Annotated in this window: 25 protein-coding genes; 10 read left to right on the top strand and 15 right to left on the bottom strand. The window is 55.8% G+C overall.

What is annotated here, in order from left to right; genetic code table 11:
• Window positions 1-25 precede the first annotated feature (25 nt).
• The 3 genes from O5O45_RS19295 (at window position 26) to hmpA (ending at window position 2,824) form a co-directional block, all read left to right on the top strand.
• On the top strand, window positions 26-274 hold the full coding sequence (locus tag O5O45_RS19295) for a hypothetical protein (protein ID WP_305900984.1): 249 nt from the start codon (window positions 26-28) through the stop codon (window positions 272-274).
• Between the two features lie 10 nt (window positions 275-284).
• Window positions 285-1,472, top strand: a complete 1,188-nt coding sequence (locus O5O45_RS19300) for an NnrS family protein (protein ID WP_305900985.1) — start codon at window positions 285-287, stop codon at window positions 1,470-1,472.
• 146 nt (window positions 1,473-1,618) lie between these two features.
• Complete coding sequence (hmpA, locus tag O5O45_RS19305) at window positions 1,619-2,824, top strand: NO-inducible flavohemoprotein (RefSeq protein ID WP_305900986.1); 1,206 nt, start codon at window positions 1,619-1,621, stop codon at window positions 2,822-2,824.
• 41 nt (window positions 2,825-2,865) lie between these two features.
• Here the strand turns inward: hmpA and O5O45_RS19310 are convergent, their stop codons facing one another.
• Both O5O45_RS19310 and O5O45_RS19315 read right to left on the bottom strand, forming a co-directional pair.
• Window positions 2,866-4,095 carry a flagellar assembly protein FlgT gene (locus O5O45_RS19310; protein ID WP_305900987.1) on the bottom strand — a complete coding sequence of 410 codons (1,230 nt, stop codon included), beginning with the start codon at window positions 4,093-4,095 and terminating at the stop codon, window positions 2,866-2,868.
• Window positions 4,096-4,111: 16 nt separating this feature from the next.
• Window positions 4,112-4,690 (bottom strand): LPP20 family lipoprotein, encoded by a 579-nt coding sequence (locus O5O45_RS19315; RefSeq protein ID WP_305900988.1) that lies wholly within the window; start codon window positions 4,688-4,690, stop codon window positions 4,112-4,114.
• A gap of 291 nt (window positions 4,691-4,981) precedes the next feature.
• Here O5O45_RS19315 and O5O45_RS19320 point away from each other — a divergent pair, with 291 nt between their 5' ends.
• Window positions 4,982-6,250 carry a multifunctional CCA addition/repair protein gene (locus O5O45_RS19320; protein WP_305900989.1) on the top strand — a complete coding sequence of 423 codons (1,269 nt, stop codon included), beginning with the start codon at window positions 4,982-4,984 and terminating at the stop codon, window positions 6,248-6,250.
• A 156-nt stretch (window positions 6,251-6,406) separates the two neighbouring features.
• The gene (locus tag O5O45_RS19325; protein ID WP_305900990.1) at window positions 6,407-7,585 is read left to right on the top strand and encodes an acetyl-CoA C-acetyltransferase; all 1,179 of its coding nucleotides are present in this window, start codon (window positions 6,407-6,409) and stop codon (window positions 7,583-7,585) included.
• A gap of 245 nt (window positions 7,586-7,830) precedes the next feature.
• Here the strand turns inward: O5O45_RS19325 and proX are convergent, their stop codons facing one another.
• The 3 genes from proX to proV all read right to left on the bottom strand — a co-directional run bounded on the left by proX (window position 7,831) and on the right by proV (window position 11,285).
• Window positions 7,831-8,835 (bottom strand): glycine betaine/L-proline ABC transporter substrate-binding protein ProX, encoded by a 1,005-nt coding sequence (proX, locus tag O5O45_RS19330; RefSeq protein ID WP_305900991.1) that lies wholly within the window; start codon window positions 8,833-8,835, stop codon window positions 7,831-7,833.
• A 102-nt stretch (window positions 8,836-8,937) separates the two neighbouring features.
• Window positions 8,938-10,047 carry a glycine betaine/L-proline ABC transporter permease ProW gene (gene proW, locus O5O45_RS19335; protein WP_305900992.1) on the bottom strand — a complete coding sequence of 370 codons (1,110 nt, stop codon included), beginning with the start codon at window positions 10,045-10,047 and terminating at the stop codon, window positions 8,938-8,940.
• A gap of 26 nt (window positions 10,048-10,073) precedes the next feature.
• Window positions 10,074-11,285: a glycine betaine/L-proline ABC transporter ATP-binding protein ProV gene (gene proV, locus O5O45_RS19340; protein WP_305900993.1), complete on the bottom strand. Its 1,212-nt coding sequence runs from the start codon at window positions 11,283-11,285 to the stop codon at window positions 10,074-10,076.
• Between the two features lie 543 nt (window positions 11,286-11,828).
• Between proV and trmL the strand changes: the two genes are divergently transcribed.
• Window positions 11,829-12,293, top strand: a complete 465-nt coding sequence (gene trmL, locus O5O45_RS19345) for a tRNA (uridine(34)/cytosine(34)/5-carboxymethylaminomethyluridine(34)-2'-O)-methyltransferase TrmL (protein ID WP_305900994.1) — start codon at window positions 11,829-11,831, stop codon at window positions 12,291-12,293.
• A gap of 78 nt (window positions 12,294-12,371) precedes the next feature.
• Here trmL and O5O45_RS19350 read toward each other — a convergent pair whose 3' ends face one another.
• The 4 genes from O5O45_RS19350 to O5O45_RS19365 all read right to left on the bottom strand — a co-directional run bounded on the left by O5O45_RS19350 (window position 12,372) and on the right by O5O45_RS19365 (window position 14,356).
• Window positions 12,372-12,791, bottom strand: a complete 420-nt coding sequence (locus tag O5O45_RS19350) for an organic hydroperoxide resistance protein (protein WP_127973105.1) — start codon at window positions 12,789-12,791, stop codon at window positions 12,372-12,374.
• 201 nt (window positions 12,792-12,992) lie between these two features.
• Window positions 12,993-13,472 carry a protein-export chaperone SecB gene (gene secB, locus O5O45_RS19355; RefSeq protein WP_011395294.1) on the bottom strand — a complete coding sequence of 160 codons (480 nt, stop codon included), beginning with the start codon at window positions 13,470-13,472 and terminating at the stop codon, window positions 12,993-12,995.
• 130 nt (window positions 13,473-13,602) lie between these two features.
• Entirely contained in the window at window positions 13,603-13,896 is a 294-nt protein-coding gene (gene grxC, locus O5O45_RS19360; RefSeq protein ID WP_305900995.1) for a glutaredoxin 3, read from the bottom strand.
• A 43-nt stretch (window positions 13,897-13,939) separates the two neighbouring features.
• Window positions 13,940-14,356, bottom strand: a complete 417-nt coding sequence (locus tag O5O45_RS19365) for a rhodanese-like domain-containing protein (RefSeq protein WP_305900996.1) — start codon at window positions 14,354-14,356, stop codon at window positions 13,940-13,942.
• 441 nt (window positions 14,357-14,797) lie between these two features.
• Here O5O45_RS19365 and gpmI point away from each other — a divergent pair, with 441 nt between their 5' ends.
• The 4 genes from gpmI (at window position 14,798) to O5O45_RS19385 (ending at window position 19,990) form a co-directional block, all read left to right on the top strand.
• A complete protein-coding gene (gpmI, locus tag O5O45_RS19370; protein ID WP_305900997.1) occupies window positions 14,798-16,342 on the top strand; it encodes a 2,3-bisphosphoglycerate-independent phosphoglycerate mutase in 1,545 nt (514 codons plus the stop codon).
• A gap of 240 nt (window positions 16,343-16,582) precedes the next feature.
• Window positions 16,583-17,701, top strand: a complete 1,119-nt coding sequence (locus O5O45_RS19375; protein ID WP_305900998.1) for a murein hydrolase activator EnvC family protein — start codon at window positions 16,583-16,585, stop codon at window positions 17,699-17,701.
• Window positions 17,702-17,723: 22 nt separating this feature from the next.
• Window positions 17,724-19,076 carry a S41 family peptidase gene (locus tag O5O45_RS19380; protein WP_305900999.1) on the top strand — a complete coding sequence of 451 codons (1,353 nt, stop codon included), beginning with the start codon at window positions 17,724-17,726 and terminating at the stop codon, window positions 19,074-19,076.
• 5 nt (window positions 19,077-19,081) lie between these two features.
• On the top strand, window positions 19,082-19,990 hold the full coding sequence (locus O5O45_RS19385) for a divergent polysaccharide deacetylase family protein (RefSeq protein ID WP_305901000.1): 909 nt from the start codon (window positions 19,082-19,084) through the stop codon (window positions 19,988-19,990).
• Window positions 19,991-20,037: 47 nt separating this feature from the next.
• On the opposite strand, the gene O5O45_RS19390 is transcribed toward O5O45_RS19385, so the two are convergent.
• From O5O45_RS19390 to O5O45_RS19415, 6 genes are all read right to left on the bottom strand, one after another.
• Window positions 20,038-20,529 carry a DUF2244 domain-containing protein gene (locus tag O5O45_RS19390; RefSeq protein ID WP_305901001.1) on the bottom strand — a complete coding sequence of 164 codons (492 nt, stop codon included), beginning with the start codon at window positions 20,527-20,529 and terminating at the stop codon, window positions 20,038-20,040.
• 155 nt (window positions 20,530-20,684) lie between these two features.
• Complete coding sequence (hisF, locus tag O5O45_RS19395) at window positions 20,685-21,458, bottom strand: imidazole glycerol phosphate synthase subunit HisF (RefSeq protein ID WP_305901002.1); 774 nt, start codon at window positions 21,456-21,458, stop codon at window positions 20,685-20,687.
• Window positions 21,459-21,520: 62 nt separating this feature from the next.
• Complete coding sequence (gene hisA / locus O5O45_RS19400) at window positions 21,521-22,255, bottom strand: 1-(5-phosphoribosyl)-5-[(5-phosphoribosylamino)methylideneamino]imidazole-4-carboxamide isomerase (RefSeq protein ID WP_305901003.1); 735 nt, start codon at window positions 22,253-22,255, stop codon at window positions 21,521-21,523.
• A 55-nt stretch (window positions 22,256-22,310) separates the two neighbouring features.
• Window positions 22,311-22,955 carry an imidazole glycerol phosphate synthase subunit HisH gene (gene hisH, locus O5O45_RS19405; RefSeq protein ID WP_305901004.1) on the bottom strand — a complete coding sequence of 215 codons (645 nt, stop codon included), beginning with the start codon at window positions 22,953-22,955 and terminating at the stop codon, window positions 22,311-22,313.
• 76 nt (window positions 22,956-23,031) lie between these two features.
• Window positions 23,032-23,625: an imidazoleglycerol-phosphate dehydratase HisB gene (hisB, locus tag O5O45_RS19410; protein WP_011395282.1), complete on the bottom strand. Its 594-nt coding sequence runs from the start codon at window positions 23,623-23,625 to the stop codon at window positions 23,032-23,034.
• A gap of 115 nt (window positions 23,626-23,740) precedes the next feature.
• Window positions 23,741-24,205, bottom strand: coding sequence for an SRPBCC family protein (locus O5O45_RS19415; protein ID WP_305901005.1), 465 nt, complete (start codon window positions 24,203-24,205; stop codon window positions 23,741-23,743).
• Between the last annotated feature and the right edge of the window lie 2 nt (window positions 24,206-24,207).

The following is a 24,207-nucleotide window of genomic DNA, read 5'->3' on the forward strand; positions in this document are numbered from 1 at the left end:
AATACGCATCTTGAGGAGGAATGCTATGAACCAGACCCACGCAAACCTCGACGGTTTCGCCGCCAGACTGATGAAGATTGGCGACAGAACGCTGGCGACTTCAATAGTCGTTATCGTCGCCACCGCGCTGATTTGCTACCCCTATGCGGACAAATTCAGCATCGGCCAGCAAGTCGCCGCCCATATCACCATGGTGGTGTCAGCCGGAGCCCTGAAACTGGGCTATGTTTTACGACTGATAGGTAATCGTCGCATCGCCCTGAATGGAGGCTGATTAAAATCTCATGACCACTATCGCCAGCGACCGCAACTCGCGCCCGCCCCTCCCTTTATTGGGTTTGGCTTTCCGACCGTTTTTCCTGTTTGGCGCGCTGTTCTCCATTGTCGCCATCGTCTACTGGATACTGCTGCTGAATGGCTCGACGCCCTGGCTCACCGCCATGTCGCCGGTAGTCTGGCACGGCCATGAAATGTTGTTTGGGTTCGGCGGAGCGATTGTCGTCGGCTTTCTGCTCACGGCGGTGCAAACCTGGACAGGCCTACCCAGCGTGAAAAATAAGGCGCTGGCGACATTGGTTCTACTGTGGCTGACCGCCCGTATCGCATTTTTTCTCGGCGGTGATGCGCTGCGTCTGGCGATTGTCGCGGAGATACTGTGGTGGGCCCTGTCGGCGCTGGCGTTCATCAATTTACTGGTTCGTTCAGGCAACCATCGCAACCTGATTATCGCGCCGGTTTTGATACTGATGGCGACACTGGACATTGCTTCAGTAGCCGTCACCGATGCGGGGTTAGCTCTGCACCTTCTAAATACCGGCATCCTGATGATGGGAGTGCTGATAACTCTTTTAGGCGGACGGGTCATTCCATTTTTCACGCAGCGAGGATTAAACCTCGACGCCGTCACAGCGCCCGGCTGGTTGGAAAAAGCCCTGGCGCTGCTGATGCCTCTGACTGTGCTGGCTTTTTTCAGCGAACGCTTTCTCCCTGCACTGACGCCGACTGTCGCAGTGCTGTTGCTGGCGACAGGCGCGCTGCAGCTATTGCGGATCGCGCACTGGCGCAGCCTGAAAACATTCGGCGCGCCGCTGCTGTGGTCACTACACTTATCTTATTTGACGCTGGCTCTCGGGCAGTTATGCATGGGCTTGAGTCTGCTGTCACAGGGTATGCATTTCGCGGACGCCTTGCATCTGGTGACCGTCGGCGCCATTGGCGGCATGATACTGGCGATGATGTCCCGGGTCTCTTTGGGACACACTGGCCGCCCTCTACAGCCGCCAGCGCTGATGGCCTGGGCGTTTGCGCTGATCCTGGCGGCGGCGGTCGTCCGCGCAGGGTTGCCGCTGTTTATGTCGGCTCCCGCCGCCTGGCGCATCTCCGCAGCACTTTGGGCGCTGGCGTATCTGGTTTTCGTTATTCATTACGCAGGCATTCTTAGTGCGCCTCGTGCGGACGGAAAACCTGGCTGAACCTAACGTCTATATGTCGGTCCGTCTGTCTTTCGCACCAACTGACCGTTGCTTCAGCTGATTTTCATGGAAGCGCCGCCACACAATTCGGCGGCGCTCTCCCTTTAATACCACTACGACTATTTACCATCCAAGAAGGAGTTAGAGTGTTAGATTCCAACACTATTGCAACCATCAAAGCCACCATCCCGGTATTGGAAAGCGGGGGCGTGGCGATCACTGAGCATTTTTACCGCAGATTGTTCAGCCACAATCCTGAGCTGCTGAATATTTTCAACAGCAGCCATCAACATTCAGGTGGGCAGCAGGTCGCCCTGTTTAACGCCATCGCCGCCTACGCCAAGCACATTGAAACGCCTGAAGCGCTGCAAAGCGCCGTCGAGCGCATCGCTCACAAACACACAAGCTTCAACATCCAACCCGCGCAGTACGACATCGTCGGCCATCACCTGCTGGAAACGCTGCAGGAACTGCTAGGCGACGCCTTCACTCCGGAAATCAGAGAGGCCTGGACCAAGGCCTACCAGTTTCTCGCCGGTATTTTCATTGCGAAGGAAGGCGCGTTATATGAGGCGCGCGCCACAGCCCATGGGGGCTGGAAAGGAACCCGGACGTTTATCGTGCAGTCGAAACAAAAGGAGTCCGAGCTGGTGACCAGTTTTGTCTTGGCGCCCAAGGACGGCGGAGCCGTCATCGGCTTCCAACCCGGCCAGTACATCGGGGTCAAGGTCAAGCCAACTGCTGACGGCTACGAACAGATACGTCAGTATTCTCTGTCGGCAGCGCCTAACGGAACCACTTATCGCATATCCGTGAAACGCGAGTCTGGAGAACAGCCCGGCTTGGTGTCCAACTATCTGCATGACCATGTTCAAGAGGGAGACGCACTAGAATTAATGGCGCCCGCAGGCGACTTTGTGTTACACGAAGAGCGCAGCCGCCCCACTGTCCTGATTTCAGCCGGCGTCGGCCTGACCCCGATGATGTCCATGCTGGAACGTCTGAGCGCCGCAGACGACAATGCGCCGATTCACTACCTGCACGCCTGCGAAAACGGCGCTCAACACAGCTTCAAACAGCGTCTGAACGACTTGCAGAACCAGAGGAAAAACCTGTCCGCGTATGTCTGGTATCGTGAGCCCCGCAGCGAGGATCAACCCAGTCAGGACTATCATGCTCAGGGCCTGATGGACATACCCAGTGTCGCCGAGACGCTTCCACTGGCGCAAGCCCGCTTCTATCTGTGCGGTCCCGCGCCATTCATGGCCATGGCGAAACAACAGTTGTTGTCATGTGGCGTGGACGCAGAGCGCATCCATTATGAGGTATTTGGTCCGCATAGCGATCTGTAAGCCAATAATGGGTATACCAGTAATAGGTAAACAAGCAAAGGTCACCAACGGATCAGGACATCATCCATCTGAATGTTCAGACGGGTGGGATCGATATTCAGGCGGCCAATGGAAAATTCAGGCTGCACCTGATCCACCTGCAAGGCTAGTTTGACGTCGCGCAGCTCGGTTCCCTGGAACCGGGTTGCGTCAAACAGCTGGCGCGAACGATAGATCTGAAAAGTATCCCCTGGGCGGATGCCTGCATTGGCGCCCGCCTCAAACATGATCTGACGCCCTTCCACCCGCGAGATGCGAGTCATAAATGGCTGGCAGGACACATTTTCTTCGATATCGCCCGCCATGCTCATGAGCGCCCGCTTCACTGCTCTACCATATTCCATTTCGTTAAACCCGGCGGACAGCAAACCATAATGCTCATCCGCCCGCGCCTCCCAGTCAGCGCCGGTGCGATAGCGTTTCTGAAACAGAATGGCGCCGCTGAAACCATCATGGATAAACATCTCCACATCGAATACCCGGTAGGTATCCTTGAAGCCCACGAAGCGTAGCGTATTGTTGAGAACAGAGCGTTTCAGCCCTTCAGGGTCACGCAGGGTAATATTCCTGACCACGCCGGACACCACAAACTGCACGCCAAGATCCCGCGACGCCGCCACCGCTTTGGTCAACGTGCGCTGCTCGGTCTCATGGGTCGGCGCATTGGCGAGTTCATCGTAAAGATGTAACTGGCTGGCCTCATGCACCGCCAGACGTGGAGAAGACTGCAAAAGCTGATTGAGGTAACTGGGGATATCCCGCTCCACGCCATATAGACCGCCGACTGAAGCTTGCCGAGGGTCCTGCAGGGAGAAAGACAGCAGCGCCAGCTTGCGCCGATAGGCATTGACGGAAGCGCCATCACATAACGGCTGCTCATACATGTCCGCATCCACAGTTAGCACCAGCGTCTCGTCTTCCACCTCCTCGCTAACCGGGACGACTCGCTTGGCCTTGGCGCGACTGCTGACGCTCACGCTGGATTGAGTCAGACGACCCAGCTCCATCTGATCAGTGCTGGAGACTTCCGCCCCGAACATCAGCGCCGCCTGCCGCAGAGCGTCTTCCTGCGCCGCCTTGCGCGCCTGCTGGTAGTCGCCACCGTATATCAACGCCCGTCCCGTAACCCGCACCCACTCTGCATGCGCCGCGCCGGCGCCCAAGGTCAGCAGCAGCCCCAACATGCTGGATAATGACAGCAACGACAGTCTTCGGTTGAACAACAGTGTCATGATAGGCCCCCGCGTTTCACTTCTTCACATCGCCATCCAGAAAGTACAGGCCGGTTCCGGCGCTGCTTCCCGCCGCTCCCGCCGGAGAGTCCATGCTTGCGCGCAAGTCCGGATCGCTATGGGGCAACGGCATGCGGCATTCTTCGGTGTAGCGGAAATAGTTGACGTTGGTCAGGCAGCGGCGAAATCTTGCCTCCAGCACCACTTCCAATACGGTCTCATAACCTCCGCCCTGCAGCTCCGACACGCTCATCACCCTGGCGCCGCGAATCACGCTGTCCACCATGGTCTTAAAGCCGTCGTTCTGCATCACCAGCGCTTCCACCGTGGAAGAGCCGTATATCACCGTTCCGTAGATGCGCTCCGCCAGAGCGCGATAGGCGTCCAGCTTCGACGCGCGCATCGCCAGCAGACGGTGACGCTGGGACGTGGCGTGGCGGGGGTCCTCATAGGTGGCGTACCCTGACACCCTCACCACGATAGGATCTTTGCCGATGTTGTCGTCAATGGGCTCTTGCTTCTGGCCGTACAGGCCACAGGCCGACAACAGGTAGGCGAGCGCCGCCAATACCACTGCTTGAATCTGTTTACTCACGCTGGAAGCCCTCAGTACCAATACAATTCCTGCGGCGACGTCCAATGACGCCCGCGTTGTATTGAGTCTTCTAGAAAAGTTCGTGCCAAGACGGTCTGCGGAGCGGAGAAATAAATAGAATTGCATTAACAATCAAACTATTAGGCGAGTATCCGATGGCTTCTCCTGTGTCCCTGAGCGCCCTCAGGCGCCTGCATAGCGGAACGATCTTGCCTCACCGGTCTGGCGGCCTTGTGACCCCTGGTCATTCCAAGTAACCTACCCTTTCAGAAATCACCTATTCGAGACTCTATGCAACGATATTTAGTGGGCGGAGCTGTACGAGACGCCTTACTCGGCCTGCCTGTCAAAGACCGCGACTGGGTCGTGGTCGGCGCCACCCCGGAACAAATGCTGGACCAGGGCTATCAGCAGGTCGGCGCGGACTTTCCTGTATTTCTACACCCGGACAGCAAAGAAGAGCACGCCCTCGCCCGCACGGAACGCAAAAGCGGCAAAGGCTACACAGGCTTTATCTGCGATTTTTCCCCGGATATTTCTCTGGAAGACGACCTGCTGCGTCGCGACCTGACCATTAACGCCATGGCCATGGACGACGACGGCAATCTGGTGGACCCCTTCAATGGTCGCCAGGATCTGGAGGCGCGCATTCTGCGCCATGTTTCTCCGGCCTTTACCGAGGACCCGCTACGTGTGTTGCGAGTCGCCCGTTTCGCTTCCCGTTACGCCGATCTTGGCTTCACCGTGGCGCCGGAAACCCTGCAACTCATGCAGGATATTCAGGCGTCAGGAGAGCTGAAAGCGCTGACTGCGGAACGCGTCTGGCAGGAGACCGTGCGCGCCTTGGGACAGAAACAGCCCCGCGTTTACTTTCAGGTGCTGAAAGACGCCCACGCGTTGCAGGATATTTTCCCCGAATTAAACGCCTTGTTCGGCGTGCCGCAAACACCGCAATACCACCCGGAAGTGGACACCGGCCTGCACAGCCTGATGGCGTTGGAGCAAGCCTGCCTGCTAAGCGAGCGGGAAGAAGTGCGTTTCGCCGCCTTGATTCATGATCTGGGCAAAGGCGTCACGCCACAAGAGGAATGGCCCAAACATCACAACCATGAAGCGGCCGGCGTCGACTTGGTGAAAGCGCTGACGGAGCGGGTCAAAGCGCCCAAGCTGTTCAAAGAACTGGCCCTGATGACCTGCCAATATCATACCCATTGCCATCGCGCTCTGGAGTTGCGCGCCAATACACTGGTAAAGCTACTGCAATCCTGCGACGCTTGGCGCCGGCCGGACCGTTTCGAACTATTCTTGCTCGCCTGCGAGGCGGACGCCCGCGGTCGGACTGGATGGGAGCAAAAACCGTATCCTCAGACGGATTATTTGCGCGGCGTTCTGGAAGCGTGTCAGCAGATCAAGCCGCAGGAGCTGGTAGCCCAGGGTTACACCGGTGTGAAGCTGGGAGAAGAAATTCAGCGCCGCCGCATTAGTGCGGTTAAACGTTTCAAACGCGACTATGCGCCAGAGACTCATGAAGATGACGACGAAGACGACAGCTTGACCTGACTCAAGCCTGCGGCCGATTGCCTGCATCTTCGACCAAAGCGTTATTATAAAAAACAACACCAATAAGTATGCTCATCCTCCAGGCCCGGAAACGTCAACGCCTTGAGGATGACAAAGCATCAGTTCACACACTGACGGATTGAAAGGAGATTTCATATGAAGAAGGTCGTCATTGTCGCCGCCACCCGCACCCCAGTGGGCGTATTCGGCGGTTCCCTCGCCACACTCAGCGCCGACCAACTGGGGTCGGCGGTGATTAAAAAGTTACTGGAACAAACCGGCGTCGATCCCGCCAAAGTCGATGAAGTGCTGCTCGGCCAGGTGCTTACCGCAGGCTGCGGTCAAAACCCCGCGCGTCAGGCGTCCATCAACGCCGGTCTGCCCAACTCCACTCCCGCCATGACCATCAATAAAGTCTGCGGCTCCGGCTTGAAAGCCATACATTTGGCCGCCCAATCCATCATGCTCGGCGACGCCGATATCGTTATCGCCGGCGGCCAGGAAAATATGAGCCAGGCGCCGCATGTGCTGCCAAAGTCCCGCGACGGCCAGCGCATGGGTAACTGGACGCTGGAAGACTCCATGATCAAAGACGGCCTGTGGGATGCGTTCAACGACTACCACATGGGCGTCACGGCGGAAAATATCGTCGAGAAATACGGCATCAGCCGCGAAGAGCAAGACGCCTTCGCCGCCCAATCCCAGCAAAAAGCGGAAGCCGCGCAGAAAGCGGACAGATTTAAAGAAGAAATCTGCGCCATCAGCGTACCGCAACGCAAGGGCGACCCCACCATCGTGGACAAAGATGAAAACCCAAGACACGGAACCACCGCGGAGTCGCTGGGCAAATTGAGAGCCGCCTTCAAAAAAGACGGAACCGTCACCGCAGGCAACGCCTCTTCATTGAACGACGGCGCCGCAGCCGTCATGCTGTGCAGTGAAGAAAAAGCCAAAGAACTTGGCTTAACGCCCATCGCCACTATCGCTGCTTACGCCAACGCCGGAGTCGACCCCAGCATCATGGGCGTCGGCCCGGTCACCGCCACCCGTCGCTGCTTGAATAAAGCCGGTTGGAGCGTGAACGATCTGGATCTGGTCGAAGCCAACGAAGCCTTCGCCGCCCAGGCGATTGCGGTGAATCGCGATATGGAATGGGACACCGCCAAGGTGAACGTTAATGGCGGCGCCATCGCCCTGGGCCATCCCATTGGCGCATCCGGCTGCCGTATTCTGGTCACCCTGCTGCACGAAATGGTCAAACGCGACGCTAAAAAAGGTCTGGCGACGCTTTGTATCGGCGGCGGCATGGGCGTAGCGCTGGCGGTAGAGAGATAATCACCTCATCTCGCACTCACTATAGACCTCCTCTTTCTTAGGGGAGGTTTTCACCTCAAGCCTTTACGGCAAAGAGATCTGAATTAGATACCGCTAAATAGAGACAAGCCGCAGGCGCGCCCGCCAGCTTAAGTGCGGAATAAGTACAGAATAAAAGGATGATAAAGGAGAGGAAAATAAAGCCTGTGGTCGAGAAGCCCGCATGACTGCGCAGCTCCTCCGTCTGACCACAGACTCTTCAGGTCTTACTTGACCGCAGCGCGAGCTTGCTCCAACCAGCCGTCAAACTTCTTCTGATTGGCTTTGATCCAACCGTCAACATGACGCTCGATTTCGGCGGCGCTGTCTTCGCCATCGCGCATACGCAGATTTTGCGCGCTGATGTCGTTGGCGCTGATTTTCATGATGGAAAACAGCTTGGCCGCCGCCGGATTGTTCTTGGCGAACTCCAGATTGGCCACGATACGTTGATTATTGGCCTGGAAGCCATAGTTACTGCCGTCAGGCAAGCTGGTGTCGATGTCTTTACGCTCGCCCGGCAGAGAAGAAAACGGCACCTGCAACCAGACTACGTCTTTGCCAGGAACCATCACGCCGCTGACCCAGTATGGCGTCCAAGTGTAGTACAACACTGGCTGCCCCTGCTTATAGCGGGCGATGGTGTCCGCGATGATGGCGGAGTAGCTGCCCTGGTTGTGAGCGACAGTTTTACGCAGGCCGTATGCGTCCAAGTGGTGCTCAATGACTTTCTCGCAGCCCCACCCAGGATTACAGCCAGCCAGATCCGCCTTGCCGTCGCCATCTGCGTCAAACAACTTGGCGATCTTTGGATCTTGCAGCTGTTTGATGTTTTTGATGCCGTGCTTGTCCGCCGTGGCCTTGTCGATCAGGTAGCCCTGCAGCGCGCCAGATGAATAGACGCCTTCACGATACAGTTTCTCGTCGCCGCCGGCTTTGGTGAAGAAATCCACGTGCAGCGGATCCCAATGGTCCGCCATGAATGTGCCGTCGCCATTAGCCAGCGCAACGTGGCCCGTTGCGTATTCCACTTCTTTAATGGGCTTGACGTCGTAGCCCAGCTTTTCCAGGGCTTTCATGACCAATAAGGTCTGGAACGTCTCTTCCGCTATGGAGCTTTTCAGAGGCTGCACCTCCACGCCCTTGCCCGGCATACCTTCAGCATGCGCCGTGAAAGACAGCGCGCCCATGACCAGCGCGGCGAAACAGCTCTTTATACTTTTCAAGCTCATCAATTTCTCCTGTTTGTTATCAGTAATTTCGATGACTTTATTTATCGAGGGATGAATCAAGGCGGCGCCTTTAACACGCGTCGCCCGATATAAGTTGCGTCGTCAGGAAGCTTCTGCGGATTTCCCCATCCAGCGACGCACCAGCCCAACCGGGCCAGCGTCATACCAATGACGGGTCGGACGACTGCGTGCGTCCCGACCCAAAGCCTGAGTCATACGGTCCAGCATGATGGCGAGCAAAACAATGCCAACGCCGCCGACCGTCGCCAGCCCCATATCGAGCCGGCCAATTCCACGTAATACCATTTGCCCCAGACCGCCTACGGCGATCATGGACGCAATAACCACCATGGACAGCGCCAGCATCAGCGTCTGATTGACTCCGGCCATGATAGTCGGGGTCGCCAATGGCAGTTGCACTTTAAACAGAAGCTGCCGCGGACTGGCGCCAAAAGAGCGGGCCGCTTCCACCAGATCCTCCGGCACCTGTCGAATGCCCAGACTGGTCAGCCGAATCAACGGCGGCAGGGCGAAAATAATCGTCACCGCCACGCCCGGCACATTACCGATGCCAAAAAGCATGACGATGGGCACCAGATAGACGAATGCGGGAGTGGTCTGCATGGCGTCCAGCAGTGGCCTGACCGCCGAGGCGGCGCGATCACTGCGCGCCAGCCAGATGCCAGTCGGCAAGCCTATAAGCAGACAGAACAGAACGGAAGTGAGTACTAACGCCAGGGTTACCATCGCCTCATTCCAGGCGCCGATCAACCCCACCAGAGTAAGACTGATAAGCGACCCGATCGCTAATTTACGACCGGATAACTGCCACGCCAACAGCGCGAAAAACAGAATCACAAAAGTTGCCGGAATGGCTTGTAGTCCCGCTTCAATGGAACTGAGCGTGATGTCGATCGGCCAGCGAATAGCCTGGAATACGGGGCGAAAATGATTCACCACCCAGTCGAGCCCTTGTTCAACCCAACTGTCGAGGGGAATCACTGCATCCTGAAAAGGATCGAGAATATCGAAAGGAGTATCTTGAAGCGGCTCATCCGCCGGGGCGTCCAACCATCCCGACGCCGTATCTGCAGCCGGTTCGTTCGCCGCCGCGCCATCGCCCGCCGAGGCGCCCCATGGGTTGGCGGAAGGTTCCGGCGCATCTTCAGCCGGCGTGGACCAGGGATTGGAAGCTTGTTTATCGTCAGCCATGAATACCTCTAATAACTATTTCCGGCTTAAGCCCGGCTATGCCCGTTTGCATTGCTGCGATCCAACGCTTCAAGCAGCGTGGCCTTATTTATGACGCCAGCGTAGCGGCCATCGGCGTCCACGACCGGGAGAGCGCAAGGCGCCTGCGCAACGGAGCCGATCAATTCGCCCAGAGAGACATTCGAGGTCACCGGCTCCACCTCAGACAGGTAAGCGCTGGTGATTTTCTGCGCCTCGGCCTGACTGCTGGCGCGCAGCGAGTCCACTGACACCACGCCGTGAAACTTCCGATCCGGGCCGACCACATAGCCAAAATCCCGATCATGCTCTTTCAAGCGCTGCAACGCGGAGCGTACTCCCATCCCTTCTCTTTCGATCAGAGTAACCTGAGTTTTACGGGCGATATCACCGGCGCTCAACACGGAGGTGACATCCACACCGCGGAAAAAGGATTTCACATAGTCATCCGCAGGGTTATTGAGGATTTCCTCCGGCGTACCCACTTGCACCACGCGCCCGCCTTCCATAATGGCGATGCGGTCGCCAATGCGCATGGCCTCATCGAGATCATGGGAGATAAAAATGATGGTGCGCTTGTCACTTTCCTGCAGTTGCAGTAACTGGTCCTGCATTTCCGTGCGAATAAGCGGGTCCAGCGCGGAAAATGCTTCATCCATCAGCAGGATATGAGGGTCATTGGCGAGGGCGCGAGCCAGACCGACCCGCTGCTGCATGCCTCCGGACAGTTCGTCCGGATAGCTATTGGCGTATGCGTTCAAGCCAACCTTTTCCAGCGCCTCCATGGCTCTGGCCTCGCGTTCGGTCACAGGAACGCTGGATAGCTCCAGCCCGAAGGCGGTGTTTTGCACGACATTGAGGTGAGGCATGAGCGCGAAGGATTGAAACACCATGCTCATTTTGGTGCGGCGCACATTGAGAAGCGCTTCGTCATTCATGGCGATGATGTCTTCGTCATCCACCAGAATATTGCCGGAAGAAGGCTCGATCAATCGATTAAGTAAACGCACCAACGTTGATTTACCGGAGCCGGACAACCCCATCACAACAAATATTTCGCCTTCCCTGACTTCGAAGTTGGCGTTGCAGACGCCTACCGTCTGCCCTGTTCGGGAAAATATCTCCGACTTGTCCACGCCCTGGTTAAGGAGTTTCAGCGCAGCGTCCGGTTCTGCGCCGAATATCTTGTACAAATTCTTAACAACTAACTTATTTTTCATCAGTGGCTTCTGTTGCTCGTCTATGCCGCCGCGCCATCCCGGACGCCTTCTGCGACAAGGGCTCGGCGGCATTTTCAGAAACGCCTCCAATGGGGGTGCGGCTAAGCATTATTGTTAGACCCAATTAAAAAACAGCTTTCAATTCTAACTAATATTTAAGCATTTAACCAATCCACACCAATTAGACACGTTTAAACAACAGAAACAAAACCCCTACAAACCGCATAATATACAGACAATTACGAGATAAATTTAGGTATTTTTTACGATAGGATTGATCAGGAATACGTCTACAAGGCAAAGAAATATTACAGAACGCAGAAAAAGTAGTTATACAACTAAAATTATTAATACAAACTACTTAACGCAAAGTGAGAAGCATTGGCAGGAGAATACACAGATTCGATCCTCAAATGATTGCAGAAAGACCCAGTAAGAGAAAAAATAGACGCCCTTCGGCGCGCCCTGCCCGCCAAGATGAGATGAATGCTTTACTCAACGCCCGGACGTCGCCGGAGCGCCCAATCAAAAAAGAGCCTGAACGTGCTGAATATTGTTTTATTCCAACCGGAAATCCCGCCCAACACTGGCAACATCATAAGACTCTGCGCAAATTGCGGATTCGCCCTGCATCTTATCGAACCCCTTGGATTCACCTGGGACGATAAGAGATTGCAACGCGCCGGTCTGGACTACCACGAGTACGCGCCAGTAAAACGACATGGGGATTTTCAACAGTTTCTGGACGACGTGCGTCCCAATAAGGTTTACGCGCTATCCACTCGCGGCAAATCCTACTATCACGAAGCGTCCTTCGCCGCCGGCGACGCCCTGGTGTTCGGACCGGAGACCCGCGGCCTCCCCCAACAGATGCTGGACGATCTGGGGCCGGAGTCCTGCTTGCGCGTCCCCATGCGACAAGGCAGCCGCAGCCTCAACCTGTCCAACACCGTCGCGTTGGTATCCTATGAAGCCTGGCGCCAGCTGGGATTCGAGGGCGGTCTTTAAACACAGCGAAGCCTCCTGTTGGAGGCTTTATCCCGGGCGCCGCATCGAAGCCGAGAGCATAGCGCCGCCCAGTCTGACTCAGTTCGCGACATGCAGACGCACGTCCACATTTCCTCTTGTCGCATTGGAGTATGGGCACACTTGATGAGCCTTGTCGACCAGCGCTTGCGCCGCTTCCAGCTCCAAACCGGGCAGTTCAATGAACAGGTCGATATCCAGACCAAAACCGCCAGGAATCTGCCCTATTCCCACCTCAGCGCGGACATTCACATCAGCAGGAAGCGCGGCTTTTTGCTGGCTCGCCACAAACTTCAACGCGCCGATGAAACATGCGGAATAACCCGCTGCGAATAGTTGCTCAGGGTTCGTCGCCTCTCCGCCGGCGCCGCCCAGTTCTTTGGGCGTCGTCAATCGCACATCCAACACGCCATCGGAGGATTTCGCATGACCATCTCGGCCGCCTGTGGAAGTGACTGCTGCTTTATAAAGTACGTTCATTCGGGTTTCCTTTTTCGTGCTCTGATACTTTTTGGGTTAACCGGGTCATCCGGGAACGAGAAGATATTATCGCAACAATAGTTATCGCGATAAGTTTAATTTCCTATCAAAGCCATAGCCCTTCGCTATCCCTGAAGAAACCCAAATTAAAGACGAAAAAAAAGCCGGATAACCGGCTTTCTTAACAAGGAAACACTCAGCTTAGTGCTTGGCTTCTTCTGCAGGAGCGGCCTGCTGCGCCTGTTGACGCTTCACGGCTTCCGCATAGATAGCGTCGAAATTGACCGGCTGCAGCATCAACGCAGGGAAGCTGCCTTTAACCGCCAACATGTCGATAGTTTCGCGAGCGTACGGGAACAGAATGTTCGGGCAGAAAGCGCCCAGGGTTTGCGCCAGTTGCTGTGGGCTCAAACCGTCGATCATGAATACGCCGGCTTGCTGTACTTCGATAACGAACGCAGTCTTATCAGCCAGTTTGGCGGTGATGGTCAGGGTCAAAACGACTTCCCACTGGTTGTCGCTGACTTTTTTATTCTCAGTGTTCAGGTCCATATTGACCTGGGGCTTCCACTCAGACTGGAATACCGCCGGAGAGTTTGGCGATTCGAAAGAAAGGTCTTTCAGATAAATACGTTGCAGCGCGAAAACTGGCTGCTTGGGAGCTTCTGCATTCTCAGACATGACTCTACCTTGATCTCTTTATATTGGTTTGCGGCTCGCAGCAGCGAACCCCCCTTGGTTAACTGGCGTCGGCGTGCGTCCGCAAACGCAATAGCCATGAAGCCGACACACGTCGTTATTTTTCAATTATTCAGGAAGGGGAGACTGATTCATCCGACGCTCCCGATTGCAGAAGCGCATCCAGCATGCCGGCTCGCTCCAGACCGTAGAGTTCGTCGCAGCCCCCCACATGTTCCTCACCGATCCAAATCTGCGGCACCGTGCGGCGACCGCTTTTCTGCATCATTTCCTGTCTCAGGGCGGCATTGAAATCAACTTTAATTTCTTCGAAAGACGCCCCTTTGGCCTCCAGGAGACGCTTAGCCCGGATACAATACGGGCAGAACTCCGTGGTGTAAATGGTCACGGGATTTAACTGGGCCATAAAGAATACCGCTTAAAACGTCACTTCTAATACATATGGGCTTTTATTTTTTTGACAATGGCAAATTTGCATTACGCCATTCGACAATGCCGCCCGATAGACGCTGAACGCCAGTGACGCCAGCCGCCGCCAAAGCTCTGACCGCCATGCCGGAATGCTGCCCCATCTTGTCGGCGATGACGATAGTCTTGCCTTCGTGCTTCTTCAGTTCGCCGGCGCGTTCCTTCAAGCTGGTGACGGGCATATGAATGGAGCCTTTGATCACGCCTTCCGCCAGATCCTTCTTCTCACGCACATCCACGATAACGGCTTCATCATTGTTCATCAGCCTGACCACTTGCTGCGGAGACAGAGATTTACCGCCGCGCAAACGCTCAGTAAGCAGCAGAGCGACTGCCAGACCGACGAATAATGAGCTTAGAATCCAGTGATCGAGAGCAAATAAAAGATACTTCTCCATAACTCCGCCTTTTCTTTAATAATCTTCTGGGGAAGCGTCGCGGCCCTGCTCCGCTTCGATGTCACAGCCCCCACATCGCGCGCCGGCGATGTCGATGACTTAAATCTGTTCGCAATCGGCGCTGTCTCCGCCTGAAAAGCCCGGGCATTATACACAGCCGCCATAGGTTTCAGAAGACAAAGCCCTGGCCGTCTCACCGATTCCGAATGACGACTCACGAATAAACAATAACTATCAACTGCAAAGCAGTTTTAAATTTAAACTATCCATACAACTCACAGTATGCTGAGCCTAACGAAAATCCCAACTCGGCGAACAAGCTGAAGCCAAGCGCAGTCTGGGCGGACAACGGATTCCGACGTTTCTCCGATTGACGGCTTTCAAGACATAGGCGCTAATTCCAAGTAGAATACTCGTAAAATTACTAATGGCGGACAGAAAATGACTGCAAAACGCAAACCTACAGCTTTACTTATTTTAGACGGTTGGGGATATCGCGAAGGCAAAGATTCGAACGCTATCGCCAACGCCAATACCCCGTTCTGGGACCAGATATCCAGCCAAAACCCACACGTTCTCATACACACCTCCGGTATGGCGGTGGGCCTTCCCGACGGCCAGATGGGCAACTCTGAAGTTGGCCACATGAACCTGGGCGCCGGCCGTATCGTTTATCAGAACTTCACCCGCATCACCAAAGACATTGAAGACGGCGTGTTCGCGCAGAATCCCGCCATCAGCTCCGCTATCGATAAAGCGGTCAGCAACGGCAAAGCGGTCCATCTGCTTGGCCTGCTCTCTCCCGGTGGCGTGCATAGCCATGAAGACCATATTTTAGCGGCCTGCAAAGTCGCCAAAGAGCGCGGCGCGGACAAAGTCTATGTGCATGCGTTTCTGGACGGCCGCGATACGCCGCCCCGCAGCGCGCAGCCTTCGCTGGAGCGCACCGATAAACTGCTGAAAGAACTGGGCTGCGGCCGCGTCGCTTCCATCATCGGACGCTACTACGCCATGGACCGCGACAACCGCTGGGATCGTGTACAGGCCGCCTACGACCTGCTGACCCTGGGCGAAGCGCCTTATCACGCAGAAAGCGCAGTGCAGGCATTGACCGCCGCCTATGAGCGGGGCGAAGACGACGAGTTTGTGAAAGCCACTCTTATAAAAGGAAGCGGCGATAACGACGCGGTTATTAGTGATGGCGACGCCGTCATTTTCATGAACTTCCGCGCCGACCGCGCCCGTGAGCTGACCCGCTGCTTCGTCGAGCAGGATTTCGATGGTTTCCAGCGCAACAAACTACCCAAGCTGGCGGACTTCGTCATGCTGACCGAATACGCCGCCACCATCCACACCGCCTGCGCCTACCCCGCCACGGAGCTGACCAACAGCATCGGCGAGTACATGGCCAATTTGCACAAGACTCAATTGCGCATTGCGGAAACGGAAAAATACGCCCACGTCACCTTCTTCTTCAGTGGCGGTAAAGAAGCCCTGTTCGAAGGCGAAGAGCGCATTCTGGTGCCTTCTCCCGACGTGGCGACTTACGATCTGAAACCGGAAATGAGCGCGCCGGAAGTTACCGATAAACTGGTGGAGGCGATTAAGTCAGGCAAGTTCGATTTGATCGTTTGCAACTACGCTAACGGCGATATGGTCGGCCACTCCGGCGTTTACGACGCGGCGATGAAAGCAGCCGAATGTATCGATCAATGTCTGAAGCGTATCGCCGACGCTTTGCAGGAAGTGGGCGGCCAGTGCCTGATCACCGCCGACCACGGCAACGCGGAGCAAATGGTGGATGAGAACGGCCAGCCCCATACGCAGCACACCACCGGCCCAGTGCCGCTGATCTACATAGGACCGCAGGACATTTCCCTGAAAGAAGACGGCAGACTGTGCGATATCGCGCCTTCCCTGCTTGATCTGATGGAGCTGGACAAGCCACAGGAAATGACAGGGGAATCCTTGATCGTTCCGAACTGATTCTCTATTTAGAGCAAAGAGGGAGAGCAGCAGACCTGTTCTCCCTTTCTTTATTCAGGTCACTAACCTCCCCCAACCTTGCCACCGGGTTTTGCGCCACAGGCCGAAACTCCTCTATACTTGCCGGGGCCAAATCCCGGAGCCTCCCCTTACAGAGGCGTACATAATTATTAATAAAAGAATTTTCATACCGACCGCATGCAGCTTAGCCGTATCGTCCTCTACGTTATCGCAGTTCTGATGCTTGCGCCCGCGGCCGCCGGGAACGTCAGGGCTGACACCGGCTGGCAAGACCAGGGCGACCATGAAAAGAAGCTGAAGGAACTCAAGCGCGATATCAGCAAATTAAAAGACTGGATTCATGACGCCCAGGGTGAGCAAAGCGATCTTGAAAAAGAGCTGCGCGCCACCGAGGAAAAAATCCAGGATAAAGTCAGGGAAATCAACAAAATCCAAACCTCTATCAACGACACTGAAAAGCAGGTCGATGAGCTGGAGGACAAGGAGAAAGAGCATCTGGCCTCTCTTTCGCAACAGAAAGGCTTACTCGCCAGACAGATTCAGGCCGCTTATGGCATGGGCCGCGAGCAAGGCGTCAAATTGCTGCTCAATGCGGAAGATCCCACCACCCTTCAGAGAATATTGGCCTACTACGATTACCTGAATCTGGCCCGTGGCGAGCACATCGAAAAATATCGCCAGACTATCGAGGAACTAAAGCAGACCCGCGCAGAAATTCTCAAGCGCAATCAGGCGTTGCTGGAATCCCGTAACACTCTGGCCCGCAGCAAAGAAACCCTTGAATCCCAACGCAAAGAGCGGGAAGCGACGCTGGCCAAGCTCAACTCCAGCCTCAATTACAAACAAAACGAACTGACCCGCATGCAGAAAAACCAGAAGCAACTGGAGACGCTGGTCAAGGAAGTGGAAAAGGCCATATCTAACTTAGAGTTAACCCAAGACTCTGTGCCTTTCTCTAAACTCCGTGCTAAATTACCCAAACCTACGAAGGGCGCATTGCAGCAGCTTCAAGGACAATCCGGCGGTGGTTTCAGACCGTCCGGGGTATTTTTCCAAACCCCACTGAACACCCCTGTTTCCGCCGTGCATCACGGACGCGTCGTGTTTGCGGATTGGCTGCGGGGCTTCGGCCTGTTGATGATCATTGATCATGGCGATGGCTATATGAGCCTGTATGGCTACAATCAAGCCTTACTCAAGGATACCGGCGATTGGGTTCGCAGCGGCGAGACCGTCGCCAGCGCCGGCAGCAGCGGAGGCCAGTCCGAAACCGGGCTATACTTTGAAATAAGGCATAACGGCAAGCCTGACGACCCTCTTCGATGGTTCAAGAAATAAAGGTGAATGCAGGGAATTTAATATGTTGTCAAAATTTACTCGAAATGCGCTATCCGGAATCATTCTCTCTCTCACCGTTGCCCCATATGGTTGGGCTGACGAGCCCCTGCAGGAACCCGAGACTCCCATCGACGATGTCAGCGTAACGGACGCGGCCACCGCTGAACGCGGCAGCCTGCCTCTGGACGATCTGCGCAAATTCGCGGAAGTGTTTGATCGCATCAAACGCGCCTATGTGGAAGACGTCGACGACACCACCCTGTTGAATAACGCCATTCGCGGCATGCTGTCAGGACTTGATCCCCACTCCGCCTACCTGGAGCCCAGCGCGTTTGAAGACCTGCAGGAGTCCACTTCCGGCGAGTTTGGCGGACTTGGCATTGAGGTGGGCTTGGAAGACGGCTTCATCAAGGTCATCACGCCTATCGACGACACCCCCGCTCAGAAGGCGGGCATCGGCGCCGGCGACCTGATTATCAAACTCGACAACAAAACCGTTAAAGGCATGACGCTGGAAGACGCCGTCAATATGATGCGCGGCAAGCCCGGCACCCCGATCAAACTGACCTTAGTGAAAAAAGGCGAAAACAGCCCTGTGGAGCTGGAAGTGTTGCGCGACGTCATTCGCGTCGCCAGCGTGAAAACCATGAACCTGGACAAGGGATACGGCTATATCCGCATTACTCAGTTCCAGGCGCAAACCGGTTCTGATTTCACTAAAGCGATCAACAAGCTGAAAGAAGCCTCTCCGCAAGGTCTGAAAGGCGTGATTCTGGATCTGCGCAACAATCCCGGCGGCGTTCTGCAGGCGGCGGTGGATGTGGCGGACTCTCTGCTGGATGAAGGTCTGATTGTTTACACTGACGGGCGCATTAAAAGCTCCAAGCTGCGCTTTACCGCCACGCCTGGCGATGAAATCGCCGGCGCTCCGATGGTCGTACTGATCAACGGCGGCTCCGCGTCCGCCTCGGAAATTGTCGCTGGAGCCTTACAGGACCACCACCGCGCCATCATCCTGGGCACCGAAAGTTTTGGTAAGGGCAGCGTTCAGACCGTGTTGCCGCTGGACGAAGAATATGGCCTCAAGTTGACCACTGCGCGTTACTACACCCCCAGCGGACGCTCGATACAGGCCCTTGGCATCGTGCCTGACATTCAGGTGCAACGCGCCCAGATCACCGAAGAGGAGTCACAGCCGTTCTTTAAAGAGGCGGACCTGTCTGGCCACTTGGCCAACGAAAATGGCGAAGGCGACGGCAAATCAGCCAAGCGGGACAGCACCGTACAGGAAATCATCGCCAAGGACTTCCAGTTGCGCGAAGCGCTAAACCTGCTGAAAGGCCTCACCATTATGAAGGCGTCCGCGAAAGGCTGAACTGTTTGAGGTCTTCGTTAACCAACTTACTCCGCGCCGGCGTCAGGGCCGGCCTTCTCTTGCTCTTGGCGCACTCCGCGGCGAAAGCGGAGGAAGCCGCTGACGCGCCGCCACAAGCGGCGATAACGCCGGCGATCATGCATTCCGCCCCACTGGAAGATCAGCCGCCCACCATCGCCATTATTATTGACGATATGGGCAACTATCAGACCATGGGCGAGCGCGCTATACGCATTCCCGCTCCGCTGACGCTGTCATTTCTACCCTTCCGTCCTCATACCATTTCTCAAGCCAGACTGGCTTACGCCGCCGGCAAGGAAATCATGCTGCACATTCCCATGGAGAACGTGAAGCGGATTCCCCTCGGCGCCAGCGGGCTGACCAGCGACATGAGCAATCAGGATATGGTGGTGACGTTCCGGCAGGCGATCAAGGCGATTCCATACGTGAGCGGCGTCAATAACCATATGGGCAGCGCCCTGACGCAAAACCGCGCCGCCATGAATCTGGTGATGGGAGAACTGCAGGGCTATCCTCTGTACTTTGTCGACAGTCGCACCACGGCGTCCTCCATCGCGCACTCCGTTGCCGTCAGTCATTCCATCCCTACTCTGGACCGGGATGTTTTCCTGGACCATGTCATCAGCACCAAGGCCATCGACTTTCAGTTCAAACGCCTGCTGGACATCGCCCGCAAAAAAGGCACGGCCATCGCAATCGGCCATCCTCACAAAGAAACCATCGAATATCTGGAAAAAGTGCTTCCCTCACTGGGAGAGCAAGGCGTCGCCATCGCCACCATTAAAGGTTTATGGGCGATTCGCAATAACGCCCAGGACATGTTCCAGACCACGCCCCCGACGATTCTGGCGGAACGCCATCACGACAGCGAACCCAAGAAAAGCGTCAACTAAATCAGTTTGTTAGTTGATAAGATTCGCTTAGGGTCAGATATCTATTATTAGTGATATAGATGCTGATAATGCGCCACTAGCGAACGCAAGGTAGCGATCAGAACTTTTCTATCGCCGTCCGCCAGCCAGGCGCCCACTTCCACTTCCTCGCCTTTACAGACGAACACCACACAGAGATGCCCATTACGGCCGCCTTCCACCAACACAATGCGCGTGTACCAACGGGGAAAAGTCCAGGTGCGTTCCGGCTGCGCCATGCCTTTTTCAATGCAGACCTCCAGTGGGGTGATAAGGATAACTTCCTGCGAGGCGCAACGTTTGCTGACCGCCCGCAGCATCCCCGCCAAAAGCGCGAGTTCCAGACCGCAGAACGCCAGCACAGGCAGCGCGCCAAAGAAAGAAAAAGCGATGGAGATAGTCAAGGCTACGCCGCCGACAGCAAAGAGGAAGACGCGGTTGCCTTTCCAGCCAGCGGAGTTATTGGGTTGCAGGATCAGCCGGGCGCAAGCGGCATTTTCTCCGGGGACGACGTCGAGCATATACAAACCTGTTCAGGAAATGCCGAAGCAGGGCCTGTTCACACATCAACTTCAACAAGCCAGGAGCTGTTCCTAAAAAAGTATATATCCGCTCTTCAAAGCGCGACACTTTACCTTTGCGGTTCAGTGGTCGCGCAGGAATACGTCAGCGAAAATCAGATGCGCACCTCAACGCCCTGCTTGGCCATAAACGCTTTGGCCTCAGGGATGCTGTATTCGCCGAAGTGGAAAATGCTGGCGGCCAACACGGCGTCAGCGCCGCCTTCTTTAACGCCATCGACCAGATGTTGCAGGTTGCCTACGCCACCGGATGCGATCACCGGCACGGCCACCGCGTCGCTGACCGCACGGGTCAACGCCAGATCAAAACCGTTTTTGGCGCCGTCGCGATCCATGCTGGTCAGCAGGATTTCTCCCGCGCCGAACTCCACCATTTTTCTGGCCCAGACAATGGCGTCCAACCCGGTTGGCTTGCGCCCGCCGTGGGTGAATATCTCCCAGCGCTCGGCTTCGCCGGGTGCGGATACTTTCTTGGCGTCGATCGCCACAACAATGCACTGGCTGCCGAATCTGGCGGCCGCTTCGCCGACAAATTCAGGTGTGAATACAGCAGCGGTATTAATGCTGACTTTATCCGCGCCAGCATTCAGCATGGTGCGAATATCCTCCAGCTTGCGAATGCCGCCGCCGACAGTCAGGGGAATAAACACTTGGCTGGCCATGCGCTCCACCGTATGCACAGTGGTGTCGCGACCTTCATGGCTGGCGGTGATGTCCAGGAAAGTGATTTCATCCGCGCCCTGCTCGTCGTAGCGCTTCGCCACTTCCACTGGGTCGCCAGCGTCGCGGATGTCCACAAACTGAACGCCTTTGACCACTCTTCCTTTATCTACATCCAAGCAAGGAATAATGCGTTTCGCCAAGCCCATGTTGTTACCTATGCGTTTGTCTGATACTGGTGTTCGTGAGTTGTTTGGCCTTTCTATACGGATCAGGCGATGGAGTCGCAGTACGTTTGCGCTTCGCGCAGATCCAGCGCGCCTTCATAAATGGCCCGCCCTGTGATCGCGCCAATAACGCCGCTGTCCGCCACTGTCGCCAGACGACGAATGTCGTCCATGTTGGTGACGCCGCCAGAGGCGATAACCGGTAAGCCGGACTCCCGCGCCAACGCTGCAGTAGCTTCCACGTTCACGCCCTGCATCATGCCGTCGCGGGCGATGTCAGTGTAAACGATGGAGGAAACGCCCGCGTCGCGGAACTGTTTCGCCAGATCCACAGCGCTTACAGAGCTGACTTCGGCCCAGCCTTCCGTCGCGACCATACCGTCTTTGGCGTCAATGCCGACGATGACGGCGCCAGGGAATGCGCGACAGGCCTCTGCTACGAAAGCCGGCTCTTTCACCGCTTTGGTGCCGATGATGACGTACTTCACGCCTGCATCCAGATACTGCTCAATGATGTCCAGTTCGCGAATGCCGCCGCCGATCTGAATGGGAAGATCTGGGTACGCTTTGGCGATGGCGGAGACAATTTCACCGTTCACCGGTTTGCCGGCGAAAGCGCCGTTCAAGTCCACCAGATGCAGTCTGCGAGCGCCTGCGTCGACCCATTGCGCCGCCATGGCCACGGGATCATCGGAGAATACAGTGGAGTCGTCCATGCGGCCCTGCTTCAGGCGCACGCACTTACCATCTTTCAAGTCTATCGCGGGGATTATAAGCATTGTGGTTCTCAGTCGTTCGGATGTCTGGCTGTAGGGAATGTTGCAGCCGCCACGATCAAGGACGGCCGTTCCAACGGGTGAAGTTCTTCAGTAACTGCAGCCCGGCGTGCTGGCTCTTTTCCGGGTGGAATTGCGCAGCGAAGATATTGTCGCGCGCGATGGCGGCGGCGAAGTCCACGCCATAACGGCAGGTTCCCGCCACAACTTCCGGGTGGTCGCCCGCCGCATAATAGGAATGCACAAAATAGAAACGATCATTGTCGGCGATGCCGTCCCACATAGGGTGATCAACGGTTTGTTTGACTTCGTTCCAGCCCATGTGCGGCACTTTCAGGCGCTCCCCATTTTCAGTCAAATCGTAGCCGAAAAATTTCACGTCGCCGGGAAAGACTTTAAGACACTCGACGCCGCTGTTTTCCTCACTACGTTGCAGCAATACCTGCATGCCCACGCATACGCCCAGCATAGGACGGCCGGAGGCGACTGCGTCGAGGATAATCTTGTCGAAGCCAAGGCGCACGATTTCGCCCATGCAGTCGCGCATTGCACCCACGCCGGGCACCAGTACGCGATCCGCCTCAGCGATAATCTTCGGGTCAGCGGTCACCAACACCTTCGCATCCGGCGCCACATGCTGCAACGCCTTCGACACCGAGTGCAGGTTACCCATTCCATAATCAATGACCGCGATCGTATTCATGCTTGGTATGACCGTTCCTGTTGTATTCGCTAAACGTAAAAAAGGCCGCTCTCATAGACGGCCCCTGGTTACGGAGTTACAGCGCGCCCTTGGTGGACGGCATAATGCCGGCCATGCGAGGGTCCAGCTCCAGCGCCATGCGCAATGCGCGACCGAAAGCTTTAAACACTGTTTCAATCTGGTGGTGAGAATTGCGTCCACGCAGGTTATCGATATGCAGGGTTACCTGAGCGTGATTCACAAAGCCCTGGAAGAATTCGTAGAACAGATCGACATCGAACTGGCCAATCATGGAGCGGGTGAACTCGACGTGCATTTCCAGGCCGGGGCGGCCGGAGAAGTCGATCACTACGCGGGATAGGGCTTCGTCCAAAGGCACATAGGAGTGACCATAACGACGGATGCCTTTTTTATCGCCAAGGGCTTTGGCGACGGCTTGCCCTAAAGTGATGCCGATGTCTTCCACGGTGTGGTGGGCGTCGATATGCAGATCGCCTTTGGCGACGATATCCATATCAATCAGGCCATGTCTGGCGACCTGATCCAGCATATGGTCGAGAAACGGCACGCCGGTTTCGAAACGGGCCTGACCGCTGCCGTCGAGGTTAATCTTGCAGGTGATTTGGGTTTCCAGCGTATTGCGGGTGACTTCCGCCTTGCGCTCCGCCATGCGTTACTCCAGCCAATGCAGAAAACGCGCATTATAGCGTGTAATCTCCGCTTAGCCTACAGCGCCGGGGACCGTCGCGGATAATCCGTCCGGTCCCAGCGCATCCGCGCAGGTATCAGGAAGCGAATTCTTTTTGCAGGTTGTCGATATAGACATCGACCAGAGAGTTGAATTCGTGTTTAACCACGGGGCTGATGGCCAGTTTCAGCAGGCTCGGCAGAGGCAAAGTCAGTGAGCCTTTGGTCTGAAAGCGCACTTCGACGCGACCGCCTTTGTCCACTACTGTCCAGGAACCCTGCACTTCGCTGTTCCCTTCTCCTTTTATAGGCGCCCAGGTGATGCTGCCGCGCTCTTTATCTGCGCTGTACTGGCAGGCGTAAATAGTCTGGATAGCATGCTTGTCGACGCCGATCTTCTTCATTTCCCAGCGATAGGCGTTATCGCCCAGGTCCACCAACTGCTCCACTTTCGGAAAGTGGGATACGGAAGCCGGCACGTCGGCCAGTAAATCGAACACCCTGTCGTAACTGGCGGATGTTTCGAAGGTTCGGCTGATTTCAATTGTGATGTTTACAGACACAA

The organism is Hahella sp. HNIBRBA332 (assembly GCF_030719035.1).
Taxonomy (GTDB): domain Bacteria; phylum Pseudomonadota; class Gammaproteobacteria; order Pseudomonadales; family Oleiphilaceae; genus Hahella.

Coding starts and splice junctions, on each gene's coding strand:
- O5O45_RS19295 (WP_305900984.1), top strand. CDS start 26: ATGAACCAGACCCACGCAAACCTCGACGGTTTCGCCGCCAGACTGATG.
- O5O45_RS19300 (WP_305900985.1), top strand. CDS start 285: ATGACCACTATCGCCAGCGACCGCAACTCGCGCCCGCCCCTCCCTTTA.
- O5O45_RS19310 (WP_305900987.1), bottom strand. CDS start 4,095: ATGACACTGTTGTTCAACCGAAGACTGTCGTTGCTGTCATTATCCAGC.
- O5O45_RS19320 (WP_305900989.1), top strand. CDS start 4,982: ATGCAACGATATTTAGTGGGCGGAGCTGTACGAGACGCCTTACTCGGC.
- O5O45_RS19325 (WP_305900990.1), top strand. CDS start 6,407: ATGAAGAAGGTCGTCATTGTCGCCGCCACCCGCACCCCAGTGGGCGTA.
- proX (WP_305900991.1), bottom strand. CDS start 8,835: ATGAGCTTGAAAAGTATAAAGAGCTGTTTCGCCGCGCTGGTCATGGGC.
- proW (WP_305900992.1), bottom strand. CDS start 10,047: ATGGCTGACGATAAACAAGCTTCCAATCCCTGGTCCACGCCGGCTGAA.
- proV (WP_305900993.1), bottom strand. CDS start 11,285: ATGAAAAATAAGTTAGTTGTTAAGAATTTGTACAAGATATTCGGCGCA.
- O5O45_RS19350 (WP_127973105.1), bottom strand. CDS start 12,791: ATGAACGTACTTTATAAAGCAGCAGTCACTTCCACAGGCGGCCGAGAT.
- secB (WP_011395294.1), bottom strand. CDS start 13,472: ATGTCTGAGAATGCAGAAGCTCCCAAGCAGCCAGTTTTCGCGCTGCAA.
- grxC (WP_305900995.1), bottom strand. CDS start 13,896: ATGGCCCAGTTAAATCCCGTGACCATTTACACCACGGAGTTCTGCCCG.
- O5O45_RS19365 (WP_305900996.1), bottom strand. CDS start 14,356: ATGGAGAAGTATCTTTTATTTGCTCTCGATCACTGGATTCTAAGCTCA.
- gpmI (WP_305900997.1), top strand. CDS start 14,798: ATGACTGCAAAACGCAAACCTACAGCTTTACTTATTTTAGACGGTTGG.
- O5O45_RS19375 (WP_305900998.1), top strand. CDS start 16,583: ATGCTTGCGCCCGCGGCCGCCGGGAACGTCAGGGCTGACACCGGCTGG.
- O5O45_RS19380 (WP_305900999.1), top strand. CDS start 17,724: ATGTTGTCAAAATTTACTCGAAATGCGCTATCCGGAATCATTCTCTCT.
- O5O45_RS19390 (WP_305901001.1), bottom strand. CDS start 20,529: ATGCTCGACGTCGTCCCCGGAGAAAATGCCGCTTGCGCCCGGCTGATC.
- hisF (WP_305901002.1), bottom strand. CDS start 21,458: ATGGGCTTGGCGAAACGCATTATTCCTTGCTTGGATGTAGATAAAGGA.
- hisA (WP_305901003.1), bottom strand. CDS start 22,255: ATGCTTATAATCCCCGCGATAGACTTGAAAGATGGTAAGTGCGTGCGC.
- hisH (WP_305901004.1), bottom strand. CDS start 22,955: ATGAATACGATCGCGGTCATTGATTATGGAATGGGTAACCTGCACTCG.
- hisB (WP_011395282.1), bottom strand. CDS start 23,625: ATGGCGGAGCGCAAGGCGGAAGTCACCCGCAATACGCTGGAAACCCAA.